General features: G+C 60.2%; 15 protein-coding genes. 5 read left to right on the top strand and 10 right to left on the bottom strand.

Annotated features, from left to right (window positions below; all coding sequences use genetic code 11):
• Positions 1-9: 9 nt before the first annotated feature.
• From E7738_RS11160 to E7738_RS11140, 5 genes are all read right to left on the bottom strand, one after another.
• Positions 10-621, bottom strand: coding sequence for a glutathione S-transferase family protein (locus E7738_RS11160; RefSeq protein WP_058759678.1), 612 nt, complete (start codon positions 619-621; stop codon positions 10-12).
• 162 nt (positions 622-783) lie between these two features.
• Complete coding sequence (celB, locus tag E7738_RS11155) at positions 784-2,139, bottom strand: PTS cellobiose transporter subunit IIC (protein WP_021507630.1); 1,356 nt, start codon at positions 2,137-2,139, stop codon at positions 784-786.
• A 153-nt stretch (positions 2,140-2,292) separates the two neighbouring features.
• Positions 2,293-3,600 carry a 6-phospho-beta-glucosidase gene (locus tag E7738_RS11150; RefSeq protein WP_394515630.1) on the bottom strand — a complete coding sequence of 436 codons (1,308 nt, stop codon included), beginning with the start codon at positions 3,598-3,600 and terminating at the stop codon, positions 2,293-2,295.
• A complete protein-coding gene (locus E7738_RS11145) occupies positions 3,593-3,937 on the bottom strand; it encodes a PTS lactose/cellobiose transporter subunit IIA (RefSeq protein ID WP_223815702.1) in 345 nt (114 codons plus the stop codon). Before E7738_RS11145 ends, E7738_RS11150 begins: the two co-directional genes overlap by 8 nt.
• A 59-nt stretch (positions 3,938-3,996) precedes the next feature.
• Entirely contained in the window at positions 3,997-4,305 is a 309-nt protein-coding gene (locus E7738_RS11140; RefSeq protein WP_058759671.1) for a PTS sugar transporter subunit IIB, read from the bottom strand.
• A 288-nt stretch (positions 4,306-4,593) separates the two neighbouring features.
• Here E7738_RS11140 and E7738_RS11135 point away from each other — a divergent pair, with 288 nt between their 5' ends.
• Entirely contained in the window at positions 4,594-5,538 is a 945-nt protein-coding gene (locus E7738_RS11135; RefSeq protein WP_394515629.1) for a MurR/RpiR family transcriptional regulator, read from the top strand.
• Positions 5,539-5,554: 16 nt separating this feature from the next.
• On the opposite strand, the gene E7738_RS11130 is transcribed toward E7738_RS11135, so the two are convergent.
• Positions 5,555-6,643, bottom strand: a complete 1,089-nt coding sequence (locus E7738_RS11130) for a tartrate dehydrogenase (protein WP_150361234.1) — start codon at positions 6,641-6,643, stop codon at positions 5,555-5,557.
• A gap of 16 nt (positions 6,644-6,659) precedes the next feature.
• Positions 6,660-7,970: an MFS transporter gene (locus E7738_RS11125; protein WP_394515628.1), complete on the bottom strand. Its 1,311-nt coding sequence runs from the start codon at positions 7,968-7,970 to the stop codon at positions 6,660-6,662.
• A 130-nt stretch (positions 7,971-8,100) separates the two neighbouring features.
• On the opposite strand from E7738_RS11125, the gene E7738_RS11120 reads away from it, so the two are divergent.
• From E7738_RS11120 to E7738_RS11105, 4 genes are all read left to right on the top strand, one after another.
• Positions 8,101-9,009: a LysR family transcriptional regulator gene (locus tag E7738_RS11120; RefSeq protein WP_031279716.1), complete on the top strand. Its 909-nt coding sequence runs from the start codon at positions 8,101-8,103 to the stop codon at positions 9,007-9,009.
• Between the two features lie 118 nt (positions 9,010-9,127).
• A complete protein-coding gene (locus tag E7738_RS11115; protein ID WP_262264646.1) occupies positions 9,128-9,673 on the top strand; it encodes a winged helix-turn-helix transcriptional regulator in 546 nt (181 codons plus the stop codon).
• On the top strand, positions 9,670-10,710 hold the full coding sequence (locus E7738_RS11110; protein WP_394515627.1) for an HlyD family secretion protein: 1,041 nt from the start codon (positions 9,670-9,672) through the stop codon (positions 10,708-10,710). Before E7738_RS11115 ends, E7738_RS11110 begins: the two co-directional genes overlap by 4 nt.
• A complete protein-coding gene (locus E7738_RS11105; RefSeq protein WP_227746435.1) occupies positions 10,707-12,263 on the top strand; it encodes a DHA2 family efflux MFS transporter permease subunit in 1,557 nt (518 codons plus the stop codon). The genes E7738_RS11110 and E7738_RS11105 overlap by 4 nt, the downstream gene beginning before the upstream one ends.
• Before the next feature lie 18 nt (positions 12,264-12,281).
• On the opposite strand, the gene uxuA is transcribed toward E7738_RS11105, so the two are convergent.
• The 3 genes from uxuA to E7738_RS11090 all read right to left on the bottom strand — a co-directional run bounded on the left by uxuA (position 12,282) and on the right by E7738_RS11090 (position 17,434).
• Positions 12,282-13,346, bottom strand: a complete 1,065-nt coding sequence (gene uxuA, locus E7738_RS11100) for a mannonate dehydratase (protein WP_031279714.1) — start codon at positions 13,344-13,346, stop codon at positions 12,282-12,284.
• 132 nt (positions 13,347-13,478) lie between these two features.
• Positions 13,479-14,183 carry a response regulator gene (locus E7738_RS11095; protein WP_371221717.1) on the bottom strand — a complete coding sequence of 235 codons (705 nt, stop codon included), beginning with the start codon at positions 14,181-14,183 and terminating at the stop codon, positions 13,479-13,481.
• On the bottom strand, positions 14,183-17,434 hold the full coding sequence (locus E7738_RS11090; RefSeq protein ID WP_394515626.1) for a transporter substrate-binding domain-containing protein: 3,252 nt from the start codon (positions 17,432-17,434) through the stop codon (positions 14,183-14,185). Before E7738_RS11090 ends, E7738_RS11095 begins: the two co-directional genes overlap by 1 nt.
• Positions 17,435-17,476: the final 42 nt, after the last annotated feature.

The raw sequence follows: 17,476 nt of genomic DNA, 5'->3' as shown, positions 1-17,476 counted from the left end.
TGGCTCCTGTCAGGCGCGCAGGCCGGCGGCGGTCTGCGGAAAAGGCACAAAGCCGGGCAGCGCTTCAATCCGGCGCAGCAGCTGATTCACCGCAGGGTAACCGGACATCTCGACATTGCCTTCCGGGGCACCGGCCAGGTAGCTATATAAAGCAATGTCAGCAATGGTGGGATGGTCGCCCACCAGCCACTCACGCTGGCTGAGATGGCTTTCCAGCCGGGAAAGAATCAGATGCGCGCGCGCCAGCACCTCTTCAGCATTAAATTTGGCACCAAACACGGTAATCAGGCGCGCCGCCGCCGGACCGTAAGCCAGTTCACCGGCCGCCACCGACAGCCAGCGCTGCACCTGGGCTGCGCCCAGCGCATCTTCCGGCAGCCAGTCGCTGCGGTTAAATTTCTTCGCCAGGTACACCAGAATGGCGTTGGAATCTGCGATATAAACGCCTTCGTCTTCCAGCACCGGCACCTGACCGAACGGGTTGATGGCGAGAAACGCCGGGGTTTTATGTTCGCCGCCAGGCAGGTCAACTTCGACCGTTTCATGCGCTATGCCGAGCAGTGACAGCGCCAGCAGTGCGCGGTGAGCGTGGCCGGAGAGCGCTAAATTGTACAGTTTCATCATGCGGTTCCTCAGGTTGTGGCCGGGGTGATCCCGAGCCGTGGCCTAAGGTTCGCACAGCCGTATTGCTGGCAGAATAGCCAGATCTGCGAAGTCATTATTGCAAAAAGTGGAAGGATGCGGCCGGGTGCGCAGCAAGGCGCACCCGGCAGAGGGAGTGGTTCAGGAAGGCACGACGGCACTGCCGCTGGCGGCCTGCGCCTGCTGTTCGTTCTGCTGCTCTTCGCGCAGTTTCAGGCGATCCCACACGCGGAAAAACGGATAGTAGACCACCAGCGAAATCGTCAGGTTGACCACCTGCAACACCGTGCCGGAGATATGGCCGCCGGTGGCGAGATAGCCGCTGACGAAAATTGGCGTGGTGAAGGGCAGGGCGATGCCGGCTGGCGGCGCCACCAGACCGCTGCTCATTGCCGCCCACGAAACAATCACCAGCAGCACCGGCGTCAGGATAAACGGCAGGAACAGGTAGGGGTTCATCACCAGCGGAATACCGAACACCAGTGGCTCGCTGATGTTGAACAGCGCCGCCGGCGCGGCGATTTTCCCCAGCTGTTTCATCTGGCGGCTGCGCGCGCGGATCAGCATAAAGATTACCAGCCCAAGCAGCGCGCCGGTGCCGCCGGGCGCAATCCATAAATCGTAAAACTGCTGGGTAAAAATGTGCGGAATCGGCTGGTTATGCTGAAAGGCTTCGAGGTTTTCACTCATGTTCGACAGCCATACCGGCTGAATGAACACCAGCACGATGGCATCGCCGTGCAGGCCGAGCGTCCACAGAATGCCAATCAGCAGCACTGAGAAAATCATCCCCGGCAGCGTGCCGCCGACGTGGTGCATCGGCAAACCAATCACCGTGGCGATCAGGTTGTTGATGTCGTGGAACGGTGAGGCTTCAACTGCCAGGCGCAGCAGCAGCACCACTGCCAGCACGCAGAAGCCGGGAACCAGCGCGAGGAATGATTTCGCCACCGCCGGCGGTACGCCTTCCGGCATCTTGATCACGAGGTTGCGGCTGTGCACAAAGCGGTAGATTTCGGTGGAGAGCAGCGCAATCACAATCGCCACGAACAGGCCCTGACTGCCGATCAGCGAAATCGGCAGCACGCCAGTGACCAACTGCGCGGGTGCGCCTTCAACCGGGGCGAACAGCGTCTGCTGCGGAATGGTCATCACAAACGCCACCAGCGCCATCGCGCCGCTGGTTAGCGGGTCGAGCGTGCGGTATTTCTCTGCCAGCCGGTAGGCGATGCCGAAGCTGGAGATCAGCGCCATGATGTCGTAGGTGGCACGCACCGGATAGAGCAGTTTATTGCGCCAGCTGTCGCCGAACAGGTCGGCCATCAGATGCCCCCACGCCGGGATCGGCAGGTAGGCGAAGATTAGAAAAAAGCTGCCGATCAGCATGAACGGCATGTTGAGAATGATGCCGTCCCGCACGGACAGCACATGCTTCTGCCCGGCCACCTTGAGCGCGGCGGGCAGCACATAACGTTCGATGATATTACGGTTGGACATAGGGCCTCCTCGGGCACAATGGCGCAACAAATTAACAGGTCAATGCGTGTCATTTCGGCGCGGCAGCGGATACCTGCACCCGGCCGTCGCGGCGCAATTTATTGCGCGATGAAGCGCGCCGCGATGGCCAGAATGCGGTTTGCGACAGGGATATCACGCAAACTGCGGCAGCCACGGTTGATTCAGCGTCAGCACTTCGTCCAGCAGCGCTTCGGCGCTGGCGACGTCGCCGACCAGCGGGTTGCCGACCAGCGCCAGCAGCGCGGCACCGCGATCGCCGTGCACCGCCGCGTCGATGGTCAATCGCTCGAAGGCTTTGATCTGCTGCGTCAGCCCGTGCATCAGCGGTGGCAGCGCGCCAAACACCAGCGGGTGCGCGCCCTGCGCATCGACCACACAGTTCACTTCCACCACTGCGTCGTCCGGCAGACCGTGAATCGCCCCACGGTTCTGGCAGTTCACCACCAGATTTTGCCCGCTATTGTTATGGATGGCGCTGATGAGCTCAACGGCCACTTCGGAGTAATATGCGCCGCCGCGAAAACTCAGCTGCTCCGGCTTGTGCGTCAGCTGCGGATCGGCATACAGCGTGAACAGCTCGGCTTCCACTTTCATCACCTGTTCGGCGCGCGTTCCGGCCTGGCCGTGCTGCGCTTTCTCCTGCTCTTCGGCCAGCATCTGCGGTGTTTGCCAGTAGTAGCGGTGATACGGGCAGGGAATCGCCTGCAGCGCGCGCAGAAACGCCGGCGACCACGGCATCTCTTTGATGTTATTCATGGTCAGCGCCTGGCCTTCGCACAGCTGTTCGATCACCCCGGCGGTCACGTCCTCGCCGCGGCACAGCACCTGATGCACCCACACCAGATGATTCAGCCCGGCAAAGCGCAGCGCCACCTCGTCAAACGGCGCCTGTAACATGCCGGCGATCATATGGTGCATATTCACCGGCACGTTACACAGGCCGATGATCTTCGCGTTGCTGTAGCGCGCCACGGCTTCGGTAACGATGCCCGCCGGATTGGTGAAGTTGATGATGAAGGCGTCGGGTGCCAGCTGTTCTACTTTGCGCGCAATCTCCAGCATCACCGGAATGGTACGCAGCGCTTTGGCGAAGCCGCCGACACCGGTGGTTTCCTGGCCGAGACGGCCATACTTCAGGCCCAGCCGTTCATCGGCGGCGCGTGCCGCCAGCTGGCCGACGCGCAGCTGTGTCAGCACAAAGCGCGCACCGCGAATCGCCTCATCCAGCGCAAAGTGCACGCTGACCTTAACCTGCTCCAGCCCGTTTTTTTGCAGCATGCGGCGCGTGAGATCGGCGATGATCTGCACCTTTTCGCGTCCTGCCGCCACATCCACCAGCGCCAGTTCGGTTATCGGCAGCTGCGCATAACGGTTGATGATTCCCTCCACCAGCTCCGGCGAATAGCTGCTGCCGCCGCCAATGATTGCTATCTTAAGCATCGTTTTCTCCTGCCGTGGTACGGCGATAGAGTTCAATGATTTCGCCCGCTAAATCCTGAATCAGCATGGCGTTCATCAGGTGATCCTGGGCATGAACCAGAATCAGGGTAACCGGCAACCGGCCGCTGCCTTCGTCCAGGCTAATCAGCGCCGTCTGCTGCTGATGCGCGCTGCTCACGTTTTCCCGCGCCGCCGCCAGCTGCTGCTGTGCCGCCTCAAACTGGCCGGCGCGCGCCAGCCGCAGGGCGCTGAGAGCGGCGCTGCGCGCAGCACCGGCCTGCACCAGCAGCAGCATGATCTCCTCTTCCGGAACCACCATTACGTCATCTTCAGGCATGCAGAATCTCCCACAGCGCAACGCCGTGTGTTATCAGTCAGATTGGGGGAAACGAAGAATCAGGAAGCGTGCAGCGCCAGCGCTTTATCCAGCACCTGTTCGCCGCGCATCATGCCGTAATCCATCATGTCGATAACGGCGACCGCCTTGCCCTGCGGGGCCGCGATGGCGGTGAGGCGGGCAGCTTCAAACTGCACCTGCGGGCCGAGCAGCACCACGTCTGCGTCCGGCAGGATACGTTCGAAATCGGCCACCGGGACGGCCTGAATGTTGATCGCCAGCCCGCGCGCTTGTGCGGCGTGCTGCATTTTATTCACCAGCATGCTGGTAGACATGCCGGCGGCACAGCAAAGAACAATGCGCATAATTTATCCTCCTGTGAATTGACTCCGGCATTTAAGACCTGTCGCAGTCGCACTGTAAATACCCTGCAGCCAGATGATTTTGTGATGAAAGTTATTTGAAGTATTATTTATCAATAGTTTAATCATTAAACTGCCATGAAAATAATTTTCATTGGTGTGATCGGGACGATGATTTTCTGTTGCGAGTGCTTTAATTCCAGGAAAATTCAGTGCGCTCAGCTGAAAAAAATCTCACCATGAAAAATATTTTCATGCATCATGAGGGTTCGTTACTGAGGATGTGATGAGCTAATGGATATTGTCTGGCAACTGCAGCAGCAGTCGGCGCGTTTTGATGCGCAGGAATCAAAGCTGGCGCGATTTATTCTGGATAACCTGCACGCCAGCGCGCAGGCCACCATGGAGAGTCTGGCGGCGCAGGCGGGTGTCAGCCCGGCTGTACTCCAGCGCTTTGCTGCCTCGGCGGGCTACCGCGATCTGGATGATTTTCTGCACCAGGTGCGCCAGGCCGGCCAGCAGGAAAGTGCGTTTATGACGGTGATTCGTCAGCGGCAGGCTTCGCTCAGCCAGCAGGAGCAGCGGGTGGCGCGCGCCATCCTGCGTGACGCCGCGTTCGCGGCCTCGGCCACCATTGAACAACTGGCCAGCCGGGCGGAAGTCAGTGCGGCGACCATTACCCGCTTTGCCCGTTCGGTCGGCTGCGACGATATTCGCGATCTGCGTATGCGGCTGGCACGCGCCAGCGCCGAACCGGCCAGCGCCAGCCATGGTGCGGTGCCGCAGCTGGTGAGTCTGCATCAGGCGCTGACCCAACAGTGGCAGCAGCTGGATGACAGCCGCTGGCAGCAGGCGGCGCAGGCGCTGTGTCAGGCACGCAGCGTGTTGCTGATCGGTGCCGCCGGCCAGCACACGCCGCTGGTGACGGAAGTGCAGCAGCGGTTGAGTGAAGCCGGGCTGGCGCTGGCGTGGATCCAGGACGACAACCTGCTGCGCCTGACGCTCAGCCGTTTGCAGCCGGACGATCTGCTGCTGATCCTCGCGCCGGATACCATCAACAGCAGCGTGCTCAGCGCGGTGCATCACGCTCACATCCAGCAGACCCCTGTGATGGCGCTGTGCCCGGCGGCGCTGGATCTCGCCAGCCAGGCCAACTACTGGCTGCCGCTGCCGGATGCAGCACCGGCGCGGCGCTACGGCATCCTGCTGGCGCTGGACCGGCTGGCGGCGGCGCTGTAACACCCCGCCTTTCGACTCAGGCGGTTGCCGCCACCTGAGATTTGGCTTCAATAAATTGCACCAGCGCGCGCGTCACGTCAGCGGTGGTGGCGCTGCCGCCGACGTCCGGCGTCAGAATGCCCGCCGCGCACACGTGCTCAATGCCCTGCATAATCAGCGCGGCCGCGTTGCGTTCGCCCAGATGCTCCAGCATCTGTACCGCGGTCCAGAAGGTGGCGATCGGGTTAGCGATGCCTTTGCCGGTGATATCAAACGCCGAGCCGTGAATCGGTTCGAACATCGACGGAAAACGCCGCTCCGGATCGATATTGGCGGTCGGCGCGACGCCGAGACTGCCGGCCAGCGCGCCGGCAAGGTCGGAGAGAATATCCGCATGCAGGTTCGTGGCGACAATGGTATCCAGCGATTGCGGGTGCAGCGTCATGCGGTGCGTCATGGCATCCACCAGCATCTTGTCCCACTGCACATCCGGAAACTCCTGCGCCACTTCCGCCGCAATTTCATCCCACATCACCATGCCGTGCCGCTGGGCATTGGATTTGGTCACCACCGTCAGCAGTTTGCGCGGCCGCGACTGCGCCAGTTTAAAGGCGTAGCGCATGATGCGCGTCACGCCGACGCGGGTAAAAATCGCCACTTCAGTGCCCACCTCTTCTGGCAGGCCGCGGTGCGCACGGCCGCCGTTGCCGGAGTATTCCCCTTCCGAGTTCTCGCGCACGATTACCCAGTCAAGATCGCCCGGTCCACGGTTGCGCAGCGGCGAGGTCACGCCCGGCAGAATTTTGGTAGGCCGCACGTTGGCGTACTGATCGAAGCCCTGACAAATCGGCAGGCGCAGCCCCCATAGCGTGATGTGATCCGGCACGTCCGGCGCGCCCACCGCGCCAAAGTAGATGGCATCAAACTGCTTCAGCATCTGCAGGCCATCTTCCGGCATCATCACGCCGTGCTGTTTGTAGTAATCCGAGCCCCAGTCAAAGGTCTGCACGTCAAACTTTAGCTGTTCATCGTGCTGCGTCAGCGCCTGCAGCACCTCAACGCCAGCCGAAATCACTTCCGGGCCAATACCGTCTGCCGGAATCGCGGCAATTTTGTAGTTACGCATAGTTTTCTCCAGTCAATTAATGGGTATGAGGATGAGGCAGATCGGCGCTTTGCGGTTTTGGCGTGTGCGCGGCGAGAATCAGCACGATGAGAGCGGACAACGCCAGCAGCGCGGCGACGAAATAGAGTCCCCAGGTGTAGCTGCCGGTTTGCTGGCGGATCACGCCAATCATCATCGGGCCGACAAAACCGCCGAGGTTGCCGATGGAATTAATGGTGGCGATGCCGGCGGCTGCGGCCGGCCCGCTGAGAAACAGCGTCGGCATGCTCCACAGCGGCGGTTTAGAGGCGCTGATGCCGACCGTGACCAGCGTCAGCGCAATAATCACCGCCAGCAGCGTGCTGACGTTACCGGCGTAAATCAGCCCGGCGGCAGCCAGTAAACAGGCGCCAATGACGTGCCAGCTGCGCTCGCCGCGACGATCGGAGTGACGTGCCCACAGGATCATGCCAATCACGCCGATCACCGCCGGGAAAGCGTTGAGGAAGCCGATTTCCAGCGAGAAGGCGCCGAAGCTGCGAATAATTTGCGGTGACCAGATCCCCAGCGTGTACAGCCCGGCCGACGTGCCGAAGTACACCAGCGCCAGGGCCAGTACGCGCTTGTCCGCCAGCCCGCGCCAGGCGCTGCTGTGGCCGTGCTGCGTCGACCGGGCCTGCTCTTCAGCCTGCATGGTCTCCTGCAGCCAGCGCCGCTCTTCTGCGTTCAGCCATTTAGCCTGCGCCGGACGGTCGGTGAGGAAAAACAGCACCACGATGCCCAGCAGCAACGCCGGAATCGCTTCTAACACGAACATCCACTGCCAGCCGGCGTAGCCCAGCAGACCGTGCATCTCCAGCAGCGCCGCAGAGACCGGCGAGCCTAGCGCGGTAGAGAGCGGGGCGGCGGCCATGAAGATGGCGGTAACCTGCGCGCGCTTCGCCGCCGGGAACCAGTAGCTGAGGTAGAGAATGATGCCAGGGAAGAAGCCGGCTTCCGCCACGCCGAGCAAAAAGCGCAGGATGTAGAAGCTGGTGGTGCCCTGCACCAGCGCCATGCAGCCGGAGACCAATCCCCAGCTGATCATCACGCGGGCGATCCAGATGCGTGCGCCCACTTTATGCAAAATTAAATTCGACGGGACTTCAAACAGAAAATAGCCGAGGAAAAAGATCCCGGCGCCAAAACCAAATACCGTGGGCGAGAAACCTAAATCCTGATTCATGGTTAACGCGGCAAAACCAATATTGACGCGATCGAGAAACGCGATGAAATAGAGCAGCATGATGAAGGGCACAATGCGCAACGTCACTTTACGCATCACCCTTTTTTCGAGGTGAGAGTTCATATTAAAGTGCTCCAGATTGTGTAAGGTAGTATTATTTTCTGGTTGTCGAATGCAGTATGCAGGTTTGTATTGCGCGATCATCAGGCGTGGATTATATAAACTATTTGAATAATCGTGCGGCGAGGAAAATGTGGATATAAATCAATTGCGTTGTTTTGTCGCGGTGGGTAAAGAACTGCATTTCGGTCGGGCGGCACAAAGTATGGAAATGATGCCTGCATCACTTTCCCGCTTTATTCGCCTGCTGGAAGAAGATCTCGGCGTGCGCCTGTTAAACCGTTCAACGCGCAATGTTTCATTAACCGCCGAGGGAGCCCTGTTTTTTGACGAAGCGGGAAAACTGATCGATCAGTTTGATGCGCTGGCGCTGCGTTTTAAAGGCGGATTAAAAGATGAACGCCGGACATTACGCATTGGGGCTATCGATAGCGCCGCGCGCGGTTTAGTTCCGGCACTGCTGAATTTATTTGTGCCGCGTCATCCGCTGAGCGATATCCATATTATCGAAGATAAAACCCTTAACCTGATTCCTAAATTAAAATCCGGCTGGCTGGATATGATTATTATCCGCGCGCCGCAGCGCATGGATGCGTCACTGGCGCTGCGTTTTATTACCCGCGAAAGTTGCGTGCTGGCAGTGCCGCTGACGCATCCGCTGGCGGATAAAGCGCAGGTGACGGTGGCAGATTTTCAGCATGAAGCCATGATCATTCCGGACCGCCGCACCCGGCCGCACAGCCACGATCTCACCATCAGCCTGTTTAAGCAGGCTGGCCTGACGCCGCATATCGCGCAATATGCCGAAGAGAAGCAAACTATTCTCAGCCTGGTGTCCGCCGGCCTCGGTCTGGCGGTGGTACCAGCCTCTTATCGCACCATGAACAGCGACAGCGTGCGCTATATCGCGCTGACATTACCTGAGCAGATCAAAGGCTTGCCGCTGAGTATTGCGTGGCAGAAGGGCAACGAAGATCCGCTGTTGCGTGAAATGCTGCGTCTGCTGCATGACCACCGGCAGGAATTGATCGACAGGCTGTGAGGCTGCGCCGGAACGCACGCTGACGATCTGTTTGTTACTTTCATTCTGCAAGTAACTTGCAAAATGAAAGTTACCGTGCCACAGTATCCCGCATCGACTTCACATCGGGAACTGGCCCATGAAAAACCAACCTCTGTGTAATATGCCGTGCCCTATCGCACGCAGCCTTGGACGCGTCGGCGACGGCTGGAGCATGCTGATCATGCGCGATGCGCTGGCCGGCTTTACCCGCTTTGATGAGTTTCAGAAAAGCAGCGGCGTGGCGCCCAATATTCTGTCGCGCCGGCTAAAAGAGCTGGTAGAGGATGGATTGCTGGAAAAGGTGTGTTACAGCGACACTCCGGCACGCTACGAGTACCAGCTCACTGCGGCGGGCCGCGATTTTCGCACGGTAATACTGGCGCTGGCCGAGTGGGGCAGCACCCACTTCTCACCGGAAGGTCGGCAGATGCAGCTGGTTGAAAGCGCCACCCAGCGCCCGGTGACGCCGCAAATGGTCGACAGCGCCACCGGCCAGCCGCTCTCCAGTGACAAATACCAGATGGTGCCTGGCCCGGCGGCCACCCCGATGATGCACTATCGCCAGCAGTATCTGGCGAGAAAGCGCGCAGGCGATACGGCGCAAAAATTCGCCCCGCAGACGGTGGCCGGGAACGAACCATGAGCCTGACGCGGAAAAAAGCGGCACTGCTGCTGATGCTGGCCTGCGGCGGCGTGGCGCTGGCAGGCTATGGCTATTACTGGTGGCACAGCGCGCGCTTTATGCCTTCGACCGATGATGCTTACGTCGGCGCGGATATCAGTGCGATTTCGGCCAAAGTGTCCGGCTATGTCCAGACCCTTGCGGTGCAGGATAATGCGGCGGTTAAAAAGGGCGACCTGCTGGTGCAGCTGGATAACCGCGACTATCGGGCGGCGGTTGACCGTGCGGCGGGCGAAGTCGCCGCGCAGCAGGCGGCGCTGCAGGATATTGCCGCCACGCGCCAGCTCCAGCTGGCCACCATCGACGGCGCGCGTGCTGCGCTGCTGGCGGCGCAGGCGGTGACGCAGAAAACCACCGCCGACCAGCGCCGCTATGACGCGCTGGTGAGCAGCGCTGCGGTGTCGCAGCAGATTCGCGATCATGCGCAGGCCGATTACCAACAGGCGCTGGCGCAGGAGGGCAAAACCCGTGCCGATCGCGCGGTCGCCGAACGTCAGCTGCAGGTGCTGGATGCGCGCGAGCAGCAGACGCACGCCGCGCTGGCACAGGCGCAGGCCGACCTGGCACTGGCACAGCTCAATCTGGAATACACCGCTATCCGCGCGCCGTTTGATGGCGTAATTGGCAATCGCCGCGCCTGGGCTGGTTCGTATATCAGCAGCGGCACGCAGCTGCTGTCGCTGGTGCCGGCGCAGGGGCTGTGGATTGACGCCAACTTCAAAGAGAGCCAGCTGGCGCACATGCGGCCAGGCCAGACGGCAACAATTGTCGCGGACGTGCTGCCGGGCCGCACCTTCAGCGGGCATGTCGCCAGCCTGTCGCCTGCGACCGGCTCGCGCTTCAGCATTCTGCCGGCGGAAAACGCCACCGGTAACTTCACCAAAATTGTCCAGCGCGTGCCGGTGCGCATTGCGCTGGACGGCGATGCGGCCACGCTTGGGCTGTTGCGTCCGGGACTGTCGGTGACCGTGACCGTCGATGAGCGCAGCGCGCAATGAGCCGCGTGGTCGCCGCGCCGATCGCGCCTGCGCAGATGCCGGTCAGCCGGAAAGTCTTCGCCTTTGCCACCCTGTGCATCGGCATGTTTATCGCGCTGCTGGATATCCAGATTGTCTCAGCTTCGCTGCGCGACATTGGCGGTGGCCTGTCGGCGGGGGATGATGAAACCGTGTGGGTGCAGACCAGCTACCTGATCGCCGAAATCATCATTATTCCGCTCTCCGGCTGGCTGGCCAGCGTGCTGTCTACGCGCTGGCTGTTCGCCGCCTCGGCCTGTGGCTTTACGCTGATGAGCCTGCTGTGCGGCTGGGCGTGGAACATTCAGAGCATGATCGCGTTCCGTGCGCTGCAGGGGCTGGCGGGTGGCTCGATGATCCCGCTGGTGTTCACTACCGCCTTCGCCTTTTTCCAGGGCCGGCAGCGGGTGATTGCTGCCGCGACCGTCGGCGCGCTGGCATCGCTGGCGCCGACGCTCGGCCCGACCGTTGGCGGCTGGATCACCGATAACTTCAGCTGGCACTGGCTGTTTTTTATCAACATCATTCCCGGTATTTACATCACCATTGCGGTTCCGCTGCTGGTGAACATCGACGCGCCCAACCGCGAACTGCTGCGCGGCGCGGATTATCTCAGCATCGTGCTGCTGGCGCTGTCGCTCGGCTGTCTGGAATATACACTGGAAGAGGGGCCGCGCTGGGGCTGGTTTGATGATGACACCATTGCCACCACCGGCTGGATTGCGCTGGCGGCGGGCGTGTTGTTTGTGATCCGCACGCTGCGGCATGCCAAACCGATCGTCGATTTACGCGCGCTCAAGGACCGCGACTTTAGCCTCGGCTGCTACTTCTCGTTTATGGCGGGCGTAGGGATCTTCGCCACCATTTACCTTACGCCACTGTTTCTCAGCCAGGTGCGCGGCTTCAGCGCACTGGAGACTGGACTGGCGATCTTCTCTACCGGGGTGTTTCAGATTCTGTCGATCCCGCTGTATGCCTGGCTGGCGAACCGCGTCGATCTGCGTATTTTGCTGGCGGCGGGGCTGATCTGTTTTGCGCTGTCGATGCATTTCTTCGTGCCGATTACCCATGACTGGGGGGCGAAGGAGTTGCTGTTTCCGCAGGCGTTTCGCGGTATGGCGCAGCAGTTTGCCGTGGCGCCCACGGTAACGCTGACGCTGGGCAGTTTGCCACCGGCCCGCCTGAAGCTCGCGTCTGGCCTGTTTAATCTGATGCGCAACCTTGGCGGTGCGATTGGCATTGCCCTGTGCGGTACGGTGCTCAACGACCGCACCAACCTGCACTTTAGCCGGCTGGCGGATTATCTCAACAGCGCCAGCCTGACGCTGGGTGATTTTCTGCAGGGGCGCGCTCAGGCGCTGATGACCAGCGGCCTGAGCCCGGATGCCGCGCATACGGCCGCGCTGCAGTCGCTGGCGGCGCTGACGCTGCGTGAAGCGCGCACCCAGGCCTTTTCCGACGCGTTCTGGCTGATCATGACAGGATTTTTCGTCGCGGCGCTGCTGGTGCCGTTGCTGAAAAAGCCGCAAGGGTGAGCGCCAGATCGTAGCCCATTAACGTTTACTCAGCGCTTCCCACAGGCCCAGCAGATAGGTTGTGCCCAGCGCGCGGTCGTACAAACCGTAGCCTGGGCGCCCGGTTTCACCCCAGATAAAGCGGCCGTGATCCGAACGGATATAGCCGTCAAAGCCGTTGTCATACATCGACTGCAGCACTTTATACATATCCAGCGAGCCATATTCCGTCGGATGCGCGCACTCGTAGAAATCTTTATCGCGGATGATCTTGATGTTGCGCACGTGGGCAAACGGGATGCGCTTGCGGCGCGAGAATTCGGCCAGAATGGCATAGACATCGTTCTGCGGATCCTCGGCAATCGATCCGGTACACAGCGTGATGCCGTTGGCTTCAGAATCGACGACGTTACAGATCCAGTCGAGATCGTCGCGGTTTTTCACCACGCGCGGCAGACCGAAGATCGAATACGGCGGATCGTCCGGGTGGATTGCCATCTTCACGCCCACCTCTTCGCACACCGGGATCACCGCTTTGAGGAAATAGGCGAGGTTTTCACGCAGCTTCGCGTCATCAACGTCCTGATATTTGGCAAACAGCTCCTGAACTTTTGCCAGCCGTTCCGGCTCCCAGCCCGGCAGCGCGAAGCCATTGGCGCTGCCCAGCACCTCTTTCACCACCTCGTCGAGGCTTTTATCGATGCCCTGTTTCTCGAAGGCCATGGTGATGGAGCCATCCGGCAGCACATAATTCATATCCGTCTTCATCCAGTCGAACACCGGCATGAAGTTGTAGCAGATCACTTTTACCCCGGCGGCCGCCAGGTTGCGGATACTTTGCTGATAATTAGCGATATAGCGATCGCGGCTCGGCAGGCCGATCTTGATGTCGTCGTGAATATTAACGCTCTCAATCACTTCAACTGTCAGTCCGGCTGCGTGCACCTGATCGACCAGCGCCTGGATCTTCTCCTGCGGCCAGGTTTCGCCCACCGGCACATCGTAAAGTGCGCCCACCACGCCGCGTACGCCCGGCACCTGGCGAATATATTCCAGCGAAACCTTGTCTTCCTTCGGCCCAAACCACCGCATTGTCAGCTGCATTATGTCATCCACCGTCATCGTGTCTGTATGATAACGGCTAAACTACCATACTAGAATTCATGAGGGCAGCATTGCGCGGCGATTAAGCCTTGATCCGCGTCACAGAACCGGTTTTATCCGCAGCGCAGTCGCTTATTGGGTGGTCACCAGCTCGGTGAAATACTGCTTGTACTTAAACAGTTCGAGATCCGAGCGCAGCCCCAGTTTGCGCAGCGCGGTCTGCTTCTGACCGCTGATGGTTTTGCGGCTGCGCGCGTATTTACCGGCGATCTGCGTAATGCTCAACCCGTCGAGATAACAGCGAATCACCTCGATTTCGCGCGGACTCAGCTCGCGCAGCAGCAGCGTGATGTCGTCGCCCGCCTGGCGCGGCGTCAGGTAGTCGTGCATCTCGCGATCGCTCTCCTGGAATTTATCCAGCTCCAGCATCATGTCCGGCGTCAGGAAGCGCTTGCCGCGACATATTTGATGAATGGCATCGATCAGCACCTCCTGATCGTGGCTTTTACCGACAAATCCCTGCACGCCGGCTTTCAGCAACAGCTGGACAATCGCCGGTTTCTCCACCGCGGACGACACCAGAATCTTCAGCTGCGGATAGTGCAGGCGCAGCTGTTTCACCATTTGCAGCCCGTCGAGCTGGTCTTCACCCAGCATGTAATCCAGCACCAGGATATCGAGCGGGTGGCGCTGCAGGAAGGCCATCAGCTGCTGGCGCTGGGCAAAAGCCCCGACCAGATCGAGCTGCGGCTCCTGCGCTAAGCGGTACTGCATGGCTTTACCAATCAGCGGATGATCGTCCAGCACGGCAATCTGCCAGATTGCGCTCTCTTTCATTACATCACCTCTTCAGGAATAGGTGTTTCCAGGGCACGCAGGAACAGCGCGTCCAGCTCGGCCACCGCCCCGGCGACCTCCGGCAGCAGCTGCTGTAATAGCGCACTATCTTGATGCTCCGCGGCCTGTTCGGCGGCGCGGCAGCGATGTTGTAAAGCCTCGGCGCGCAGCATTCGGGCACTGCCGAGTAGCTGATGCGCGGCGTGACGCGCCGAAGCAAAGTTGTGGGCGGCGACCGCCTGCGTCAGCTGGGCGAGATCGTAGCTGTTCTGCTGGCGCGCGGTGGTGACCAGATCGCGCCACGCCTGCGGATTATTCGCCGCCAGATTTTCCAGCGTCAGCAGGGTATCGTCGCGCGTCGGGTTCATCGGCGCGCCGGTGATCACCTGCAGCAGCTGCGCGCGCTCCAGCGGTTTAAACAAACAACCGTTCATGCCGGCGTCCTGCGCCAGCTGCGCCACGCGCTCCTCCGCCATGGCTGTCAGGCCGTAAACCGGCACCGCGCGTCGCACCAGACGTTTCTCTTCGGCGCGCAGCTGGCGGGTGAATTCGAAGCCGTCCATCTCCGGCATGTTGCAGTCGGTAATCACGCGATCGGGCTGATTCTCGCGCCACAGCGCCAGCGCGGCTGCACCGCTGTCGGCCACCAGCACATGATGCCCGGCGTAGCGCAGCTGCTGGGCCAGCAGCAGGCGGTTGGTGGCGTTGTCATCGACAATCAGAATGCGCAGCGCAGCCTGCTTAGCGGGCTCCACCGGCTGCGGCAGAACGGGTTGCTCATGCTCAATACGCGCCGCTTCCGCGCGGAAGCGCAGCATAAACACGCTGCCGTCACCCGGTTCGCTCTCGACGTGCAGCTCGGTGCCGAGCATTACCGCCAGCCGGCGGCAGATATTCAGGCCCAGACCGGTGCCGCTGGCGCGATTGCTGCCCTGACCGACCTGGATAAACGGTTCGAAGATCGCCTGCTGCTGCTCTTCTGACAGGCCAACTCCGCTGTCGCTCACCTCCAGCACATATTCCGGCAGCGCGCTATCTGCCTGATACAGTGCCACTTCCACTGCGCCCTGCGAGGTAAACTTGATGGCGTTGCTCACCAGATTGGAGAGGATTTGCTTCAGCGCTACCGGGTCAAACAGCACCTGATCCTGCGTCAGCTCCAGCACAATATTCAGCTCAAGGCCTTTATTCAGCGCCACCTGGCGGAACAGCGCTTCGCAATCACGCACCACTTCACTGAGCGACATCGGCTGCAGCTGCACGCTGAAATGCCCGGATTCGATTTTTGCCAGGTCGAGAATATCGCCCACCAGCGACAGCAGCGAACGTGACGACTCCCAGGCGACATCAATGTTTTTCTGCCGCTGCTGTTCATTACTCTGGCCGAGATGCTCGATTTCCAGCAGGCCAATCAGCGCCGCCAGCGGCGTGCGGATTTCATGACTCATGTGCGACAGGAAGGTGCTTTTCGCTTCGCTGGCGCGCACCGCGACTTCGTTGGCTTTACGCAGGTCGGCCATCAGCGCTTCGATATGCGCCAGCTGCTCGCTGATTTCACGCTCGTGCTCACGCTGTTTGGCCAGCGAGGCTTTCAGCAGATGGTTACGCCACAGGAAAAACAGCAGGCCCAGCCCGGCCACGGCGACGATGCGCAATATATAGCTGCGATAGCTTTGCCATGAGGTGCTGGTGGCGGGCGGCGTGTATTTGATCCAGCGCTCCATCAGCGACTGCATGGTCGGCTGCGGAATATCGGACAGCGCTTTGTTGAGAATCGACAGCAGCACCTGATCCTGGCCATTGACCGCCATCGCCATACGGAACATCGGCAGCGGCGCGACAAAGGCCACTTTGAAGCTGTCACTGAAATGGTTGTTGAGCAGGAACAGCGACGACTCGTACGGCACGATAAAGCCATCCAGCTGCTTATCCAGCAGCTGACCGAGTGAATCGATCGACACGCCGTTTTCGACAAAGTTGATGCCCGGCCAGCGTTCGCGTAAATCGTAGCGATAATAGGCGCGCTCATAGATGCCGATGCGCTTGCCCGCCATCTCATCAAAGCTTTTCCAGGTACTGTCTTTGCGCGTGACGACCACCCACGACGAGTAAATGTACGAACGGCTGTAGCGGATTTTGTCGTCCTGCTGCGCGGTGGCATCGCTGACGGCGATAATCGCATCGCGCTGGCGGTTGAGCGTATCGCGCATGTTGCTCAACCCCTGAATCGGGTTATAGCGGAAGCGAATGCCGGTGCGCTGTGAAATCATTTTCAGCAGGTCCACGCTCAGGCCGACCACGCGCTGCCGGTTATCAACGAAGGTAAACGGCGTGTGCGAGGGATCGTAGTTGACGGTGATTTCCCGGTGCTCTGCCAGCCACGCCGCCTCTTGTTCGCTCAGATCGAGGGGATAATTTTTCACCACCGACTGATAATCCAGGCTCCAGGCTTCGGCAATCTGTACCGCGTTGCGCAGCGGAATGTTTTTCAGGATTTCATTAATGGCGTTGATCAGCGGCAGATTGGCGTGGTTGCTGGCAAAGCGCGCGTCGACATCGTTGGTGTACGGCGTGCTGTGCGCTTCAATCACGTTCTGCAGGCCGCGATGCGAAAGAAAGCGCTGAGTGGCGCTGTTGCTCCAGAACAGGGTGTTTTCGCTAAACGCGGTGTCGGTGTAGGCCCACAGCGGCGGCGCGGCCGGCGCCAGCGTGGCGCGCGGATAGCGCTTGTGCAGCAGCGCTTTGAGTTCTGCATCACCGTAATAGAGCAGGCGATAGCGGCTATTTTTCAGCTCACTGTCGAAGGTCGCGTTACGTTTGCTGATTAATACGCTGCGCGCCAGTGAATACGGCAGGCTCAGCGCCAGCTGCGTATCCTGATTGGCGGCCAGCGTATAGTAAGGAATCAGATCGACTTCACCGTCGTTGAGCGCATCCACCAGCTCCAGCCGGGTTTTATACACCTTGATTTTCACCGGCAGATTTAACGCCTTCGCCACGATGGCCAGATAATCGGCCGAAAGTCCTTCGTAGGTATTGGCTTCAAACGACACGGAATAGGGCGGCAGCGGATTGTTCCACACGCCGACGCGCAGTACAGAGTGCTGTTTCAGCCACTGCTGGCTCTGCGGCGACAGCGTGACTTCCGGTGCTACCAGACCATAGCGCGGCGAGAAATTTAACGTGGTTGCACCCCAGGCAGACAGGCAAAAACCCAGTAACAGAAGGAGGCTGAGGATGCGTTTACTCACGGATGGTTTCACTCGCTGGACCGGTTGCGCGCGCTGCCACCA

The organism is Pantoea sp. SGAir0430, from assembly GCF_043549295.1.
The sequence above is the reverse complement of the archived record's forward strand: the minus strand, read 5'-3'. Positions and strand labels throughout refer to the sequence as shown.

Excerpts from the sequence above, each read along its gene's own strand:
- E7738_RS11160 (WP_058759678.1), bottom strand. The coding sequence starts at position 621 with ATGAAACTGTACAATTTAGCGCTCTCCGGCCACGCTCACCGCGCACTG.
- celB (WP_021507630.1), bottom strand. The coding sequence starts at position 2,139 with ATGTCCAACCGTAATATCATCGAACGTTATGTGCTGCCCGCCGCGCTC.
- E7738_RS11150 (WP_394515630.1), bottom strand. The coding sequence starts at position 3,600 with ATGCTTAAGATAGCAATCATTGGCGGCGGCAGCAGCTATTCGCCGGAG.
- E7738_RS11145 (WP_223815702.1), bottom strand. The coding sequence starts at position 3,937 with ATGCCTGAAGATGACGTAATGGTGGTTCCGGAAGAGGAGATCATGCTG.
- E7738_RS11135 (WP_394515629.1), top strand. The coding sequence starts at position 4,594 with ATGGATATTGTCTGGCAACTGCAGCAGCAGTCGGCGCGTTTTGATGCG.
- E7738_RS11130 (WP_150361234.1), bottom strand. The coding sequence starts at position 6,643 with ATGCGTAACTACAAAATTGCCGCGATTCCGGCAGACGGTATTGGCCCG.
- E7738_RS11125 (WP_394515628.1), bottom strand. The coding sequence starts at position 7,970 with ATGAACTCTCACCTCGAAAAAAGGGTGATGCGTAAAGTGACGTTGCGC.
- E7738_RS11115 (WP_262264646.1), top strand. The coding sequence starts at position 9,128 with ATGAAAAACCAACCTCTGTGTAATATGCCGTGCCCTATCGCACGCAGC.
- E7738_RS11110 (WP_394515627.1), top strand. The coding sequence starts at position 9,670 with ATGAGCCTGACGCGGAAAAAAGCGGCACTGCTGCTGATGCTGGCCTGC.
- E7738_RS11105 (WP_227746435.1), top strand. The coding sequence starts at position 10,707 with ATGAGCCGCGTGGTCGCCGCGCCGATCGCGCCTGCGCAGATGCCGGTC.
- uxuA (WP_031279714.1), bottom strand. The coding sequence starts at position 13,346 with ATGCAGCTGACAATGCGGTGGTTTGGGCCGAAGGAAGACAAGGTTTCG.
- E7738_RS11095 (WP_371221717.1), bottom strand. The coding sequence starts at position 14,183 with ATGAAAGAGAGCGCAATCTGGCAGATTGCCGTGCTGGACGATCATCCG.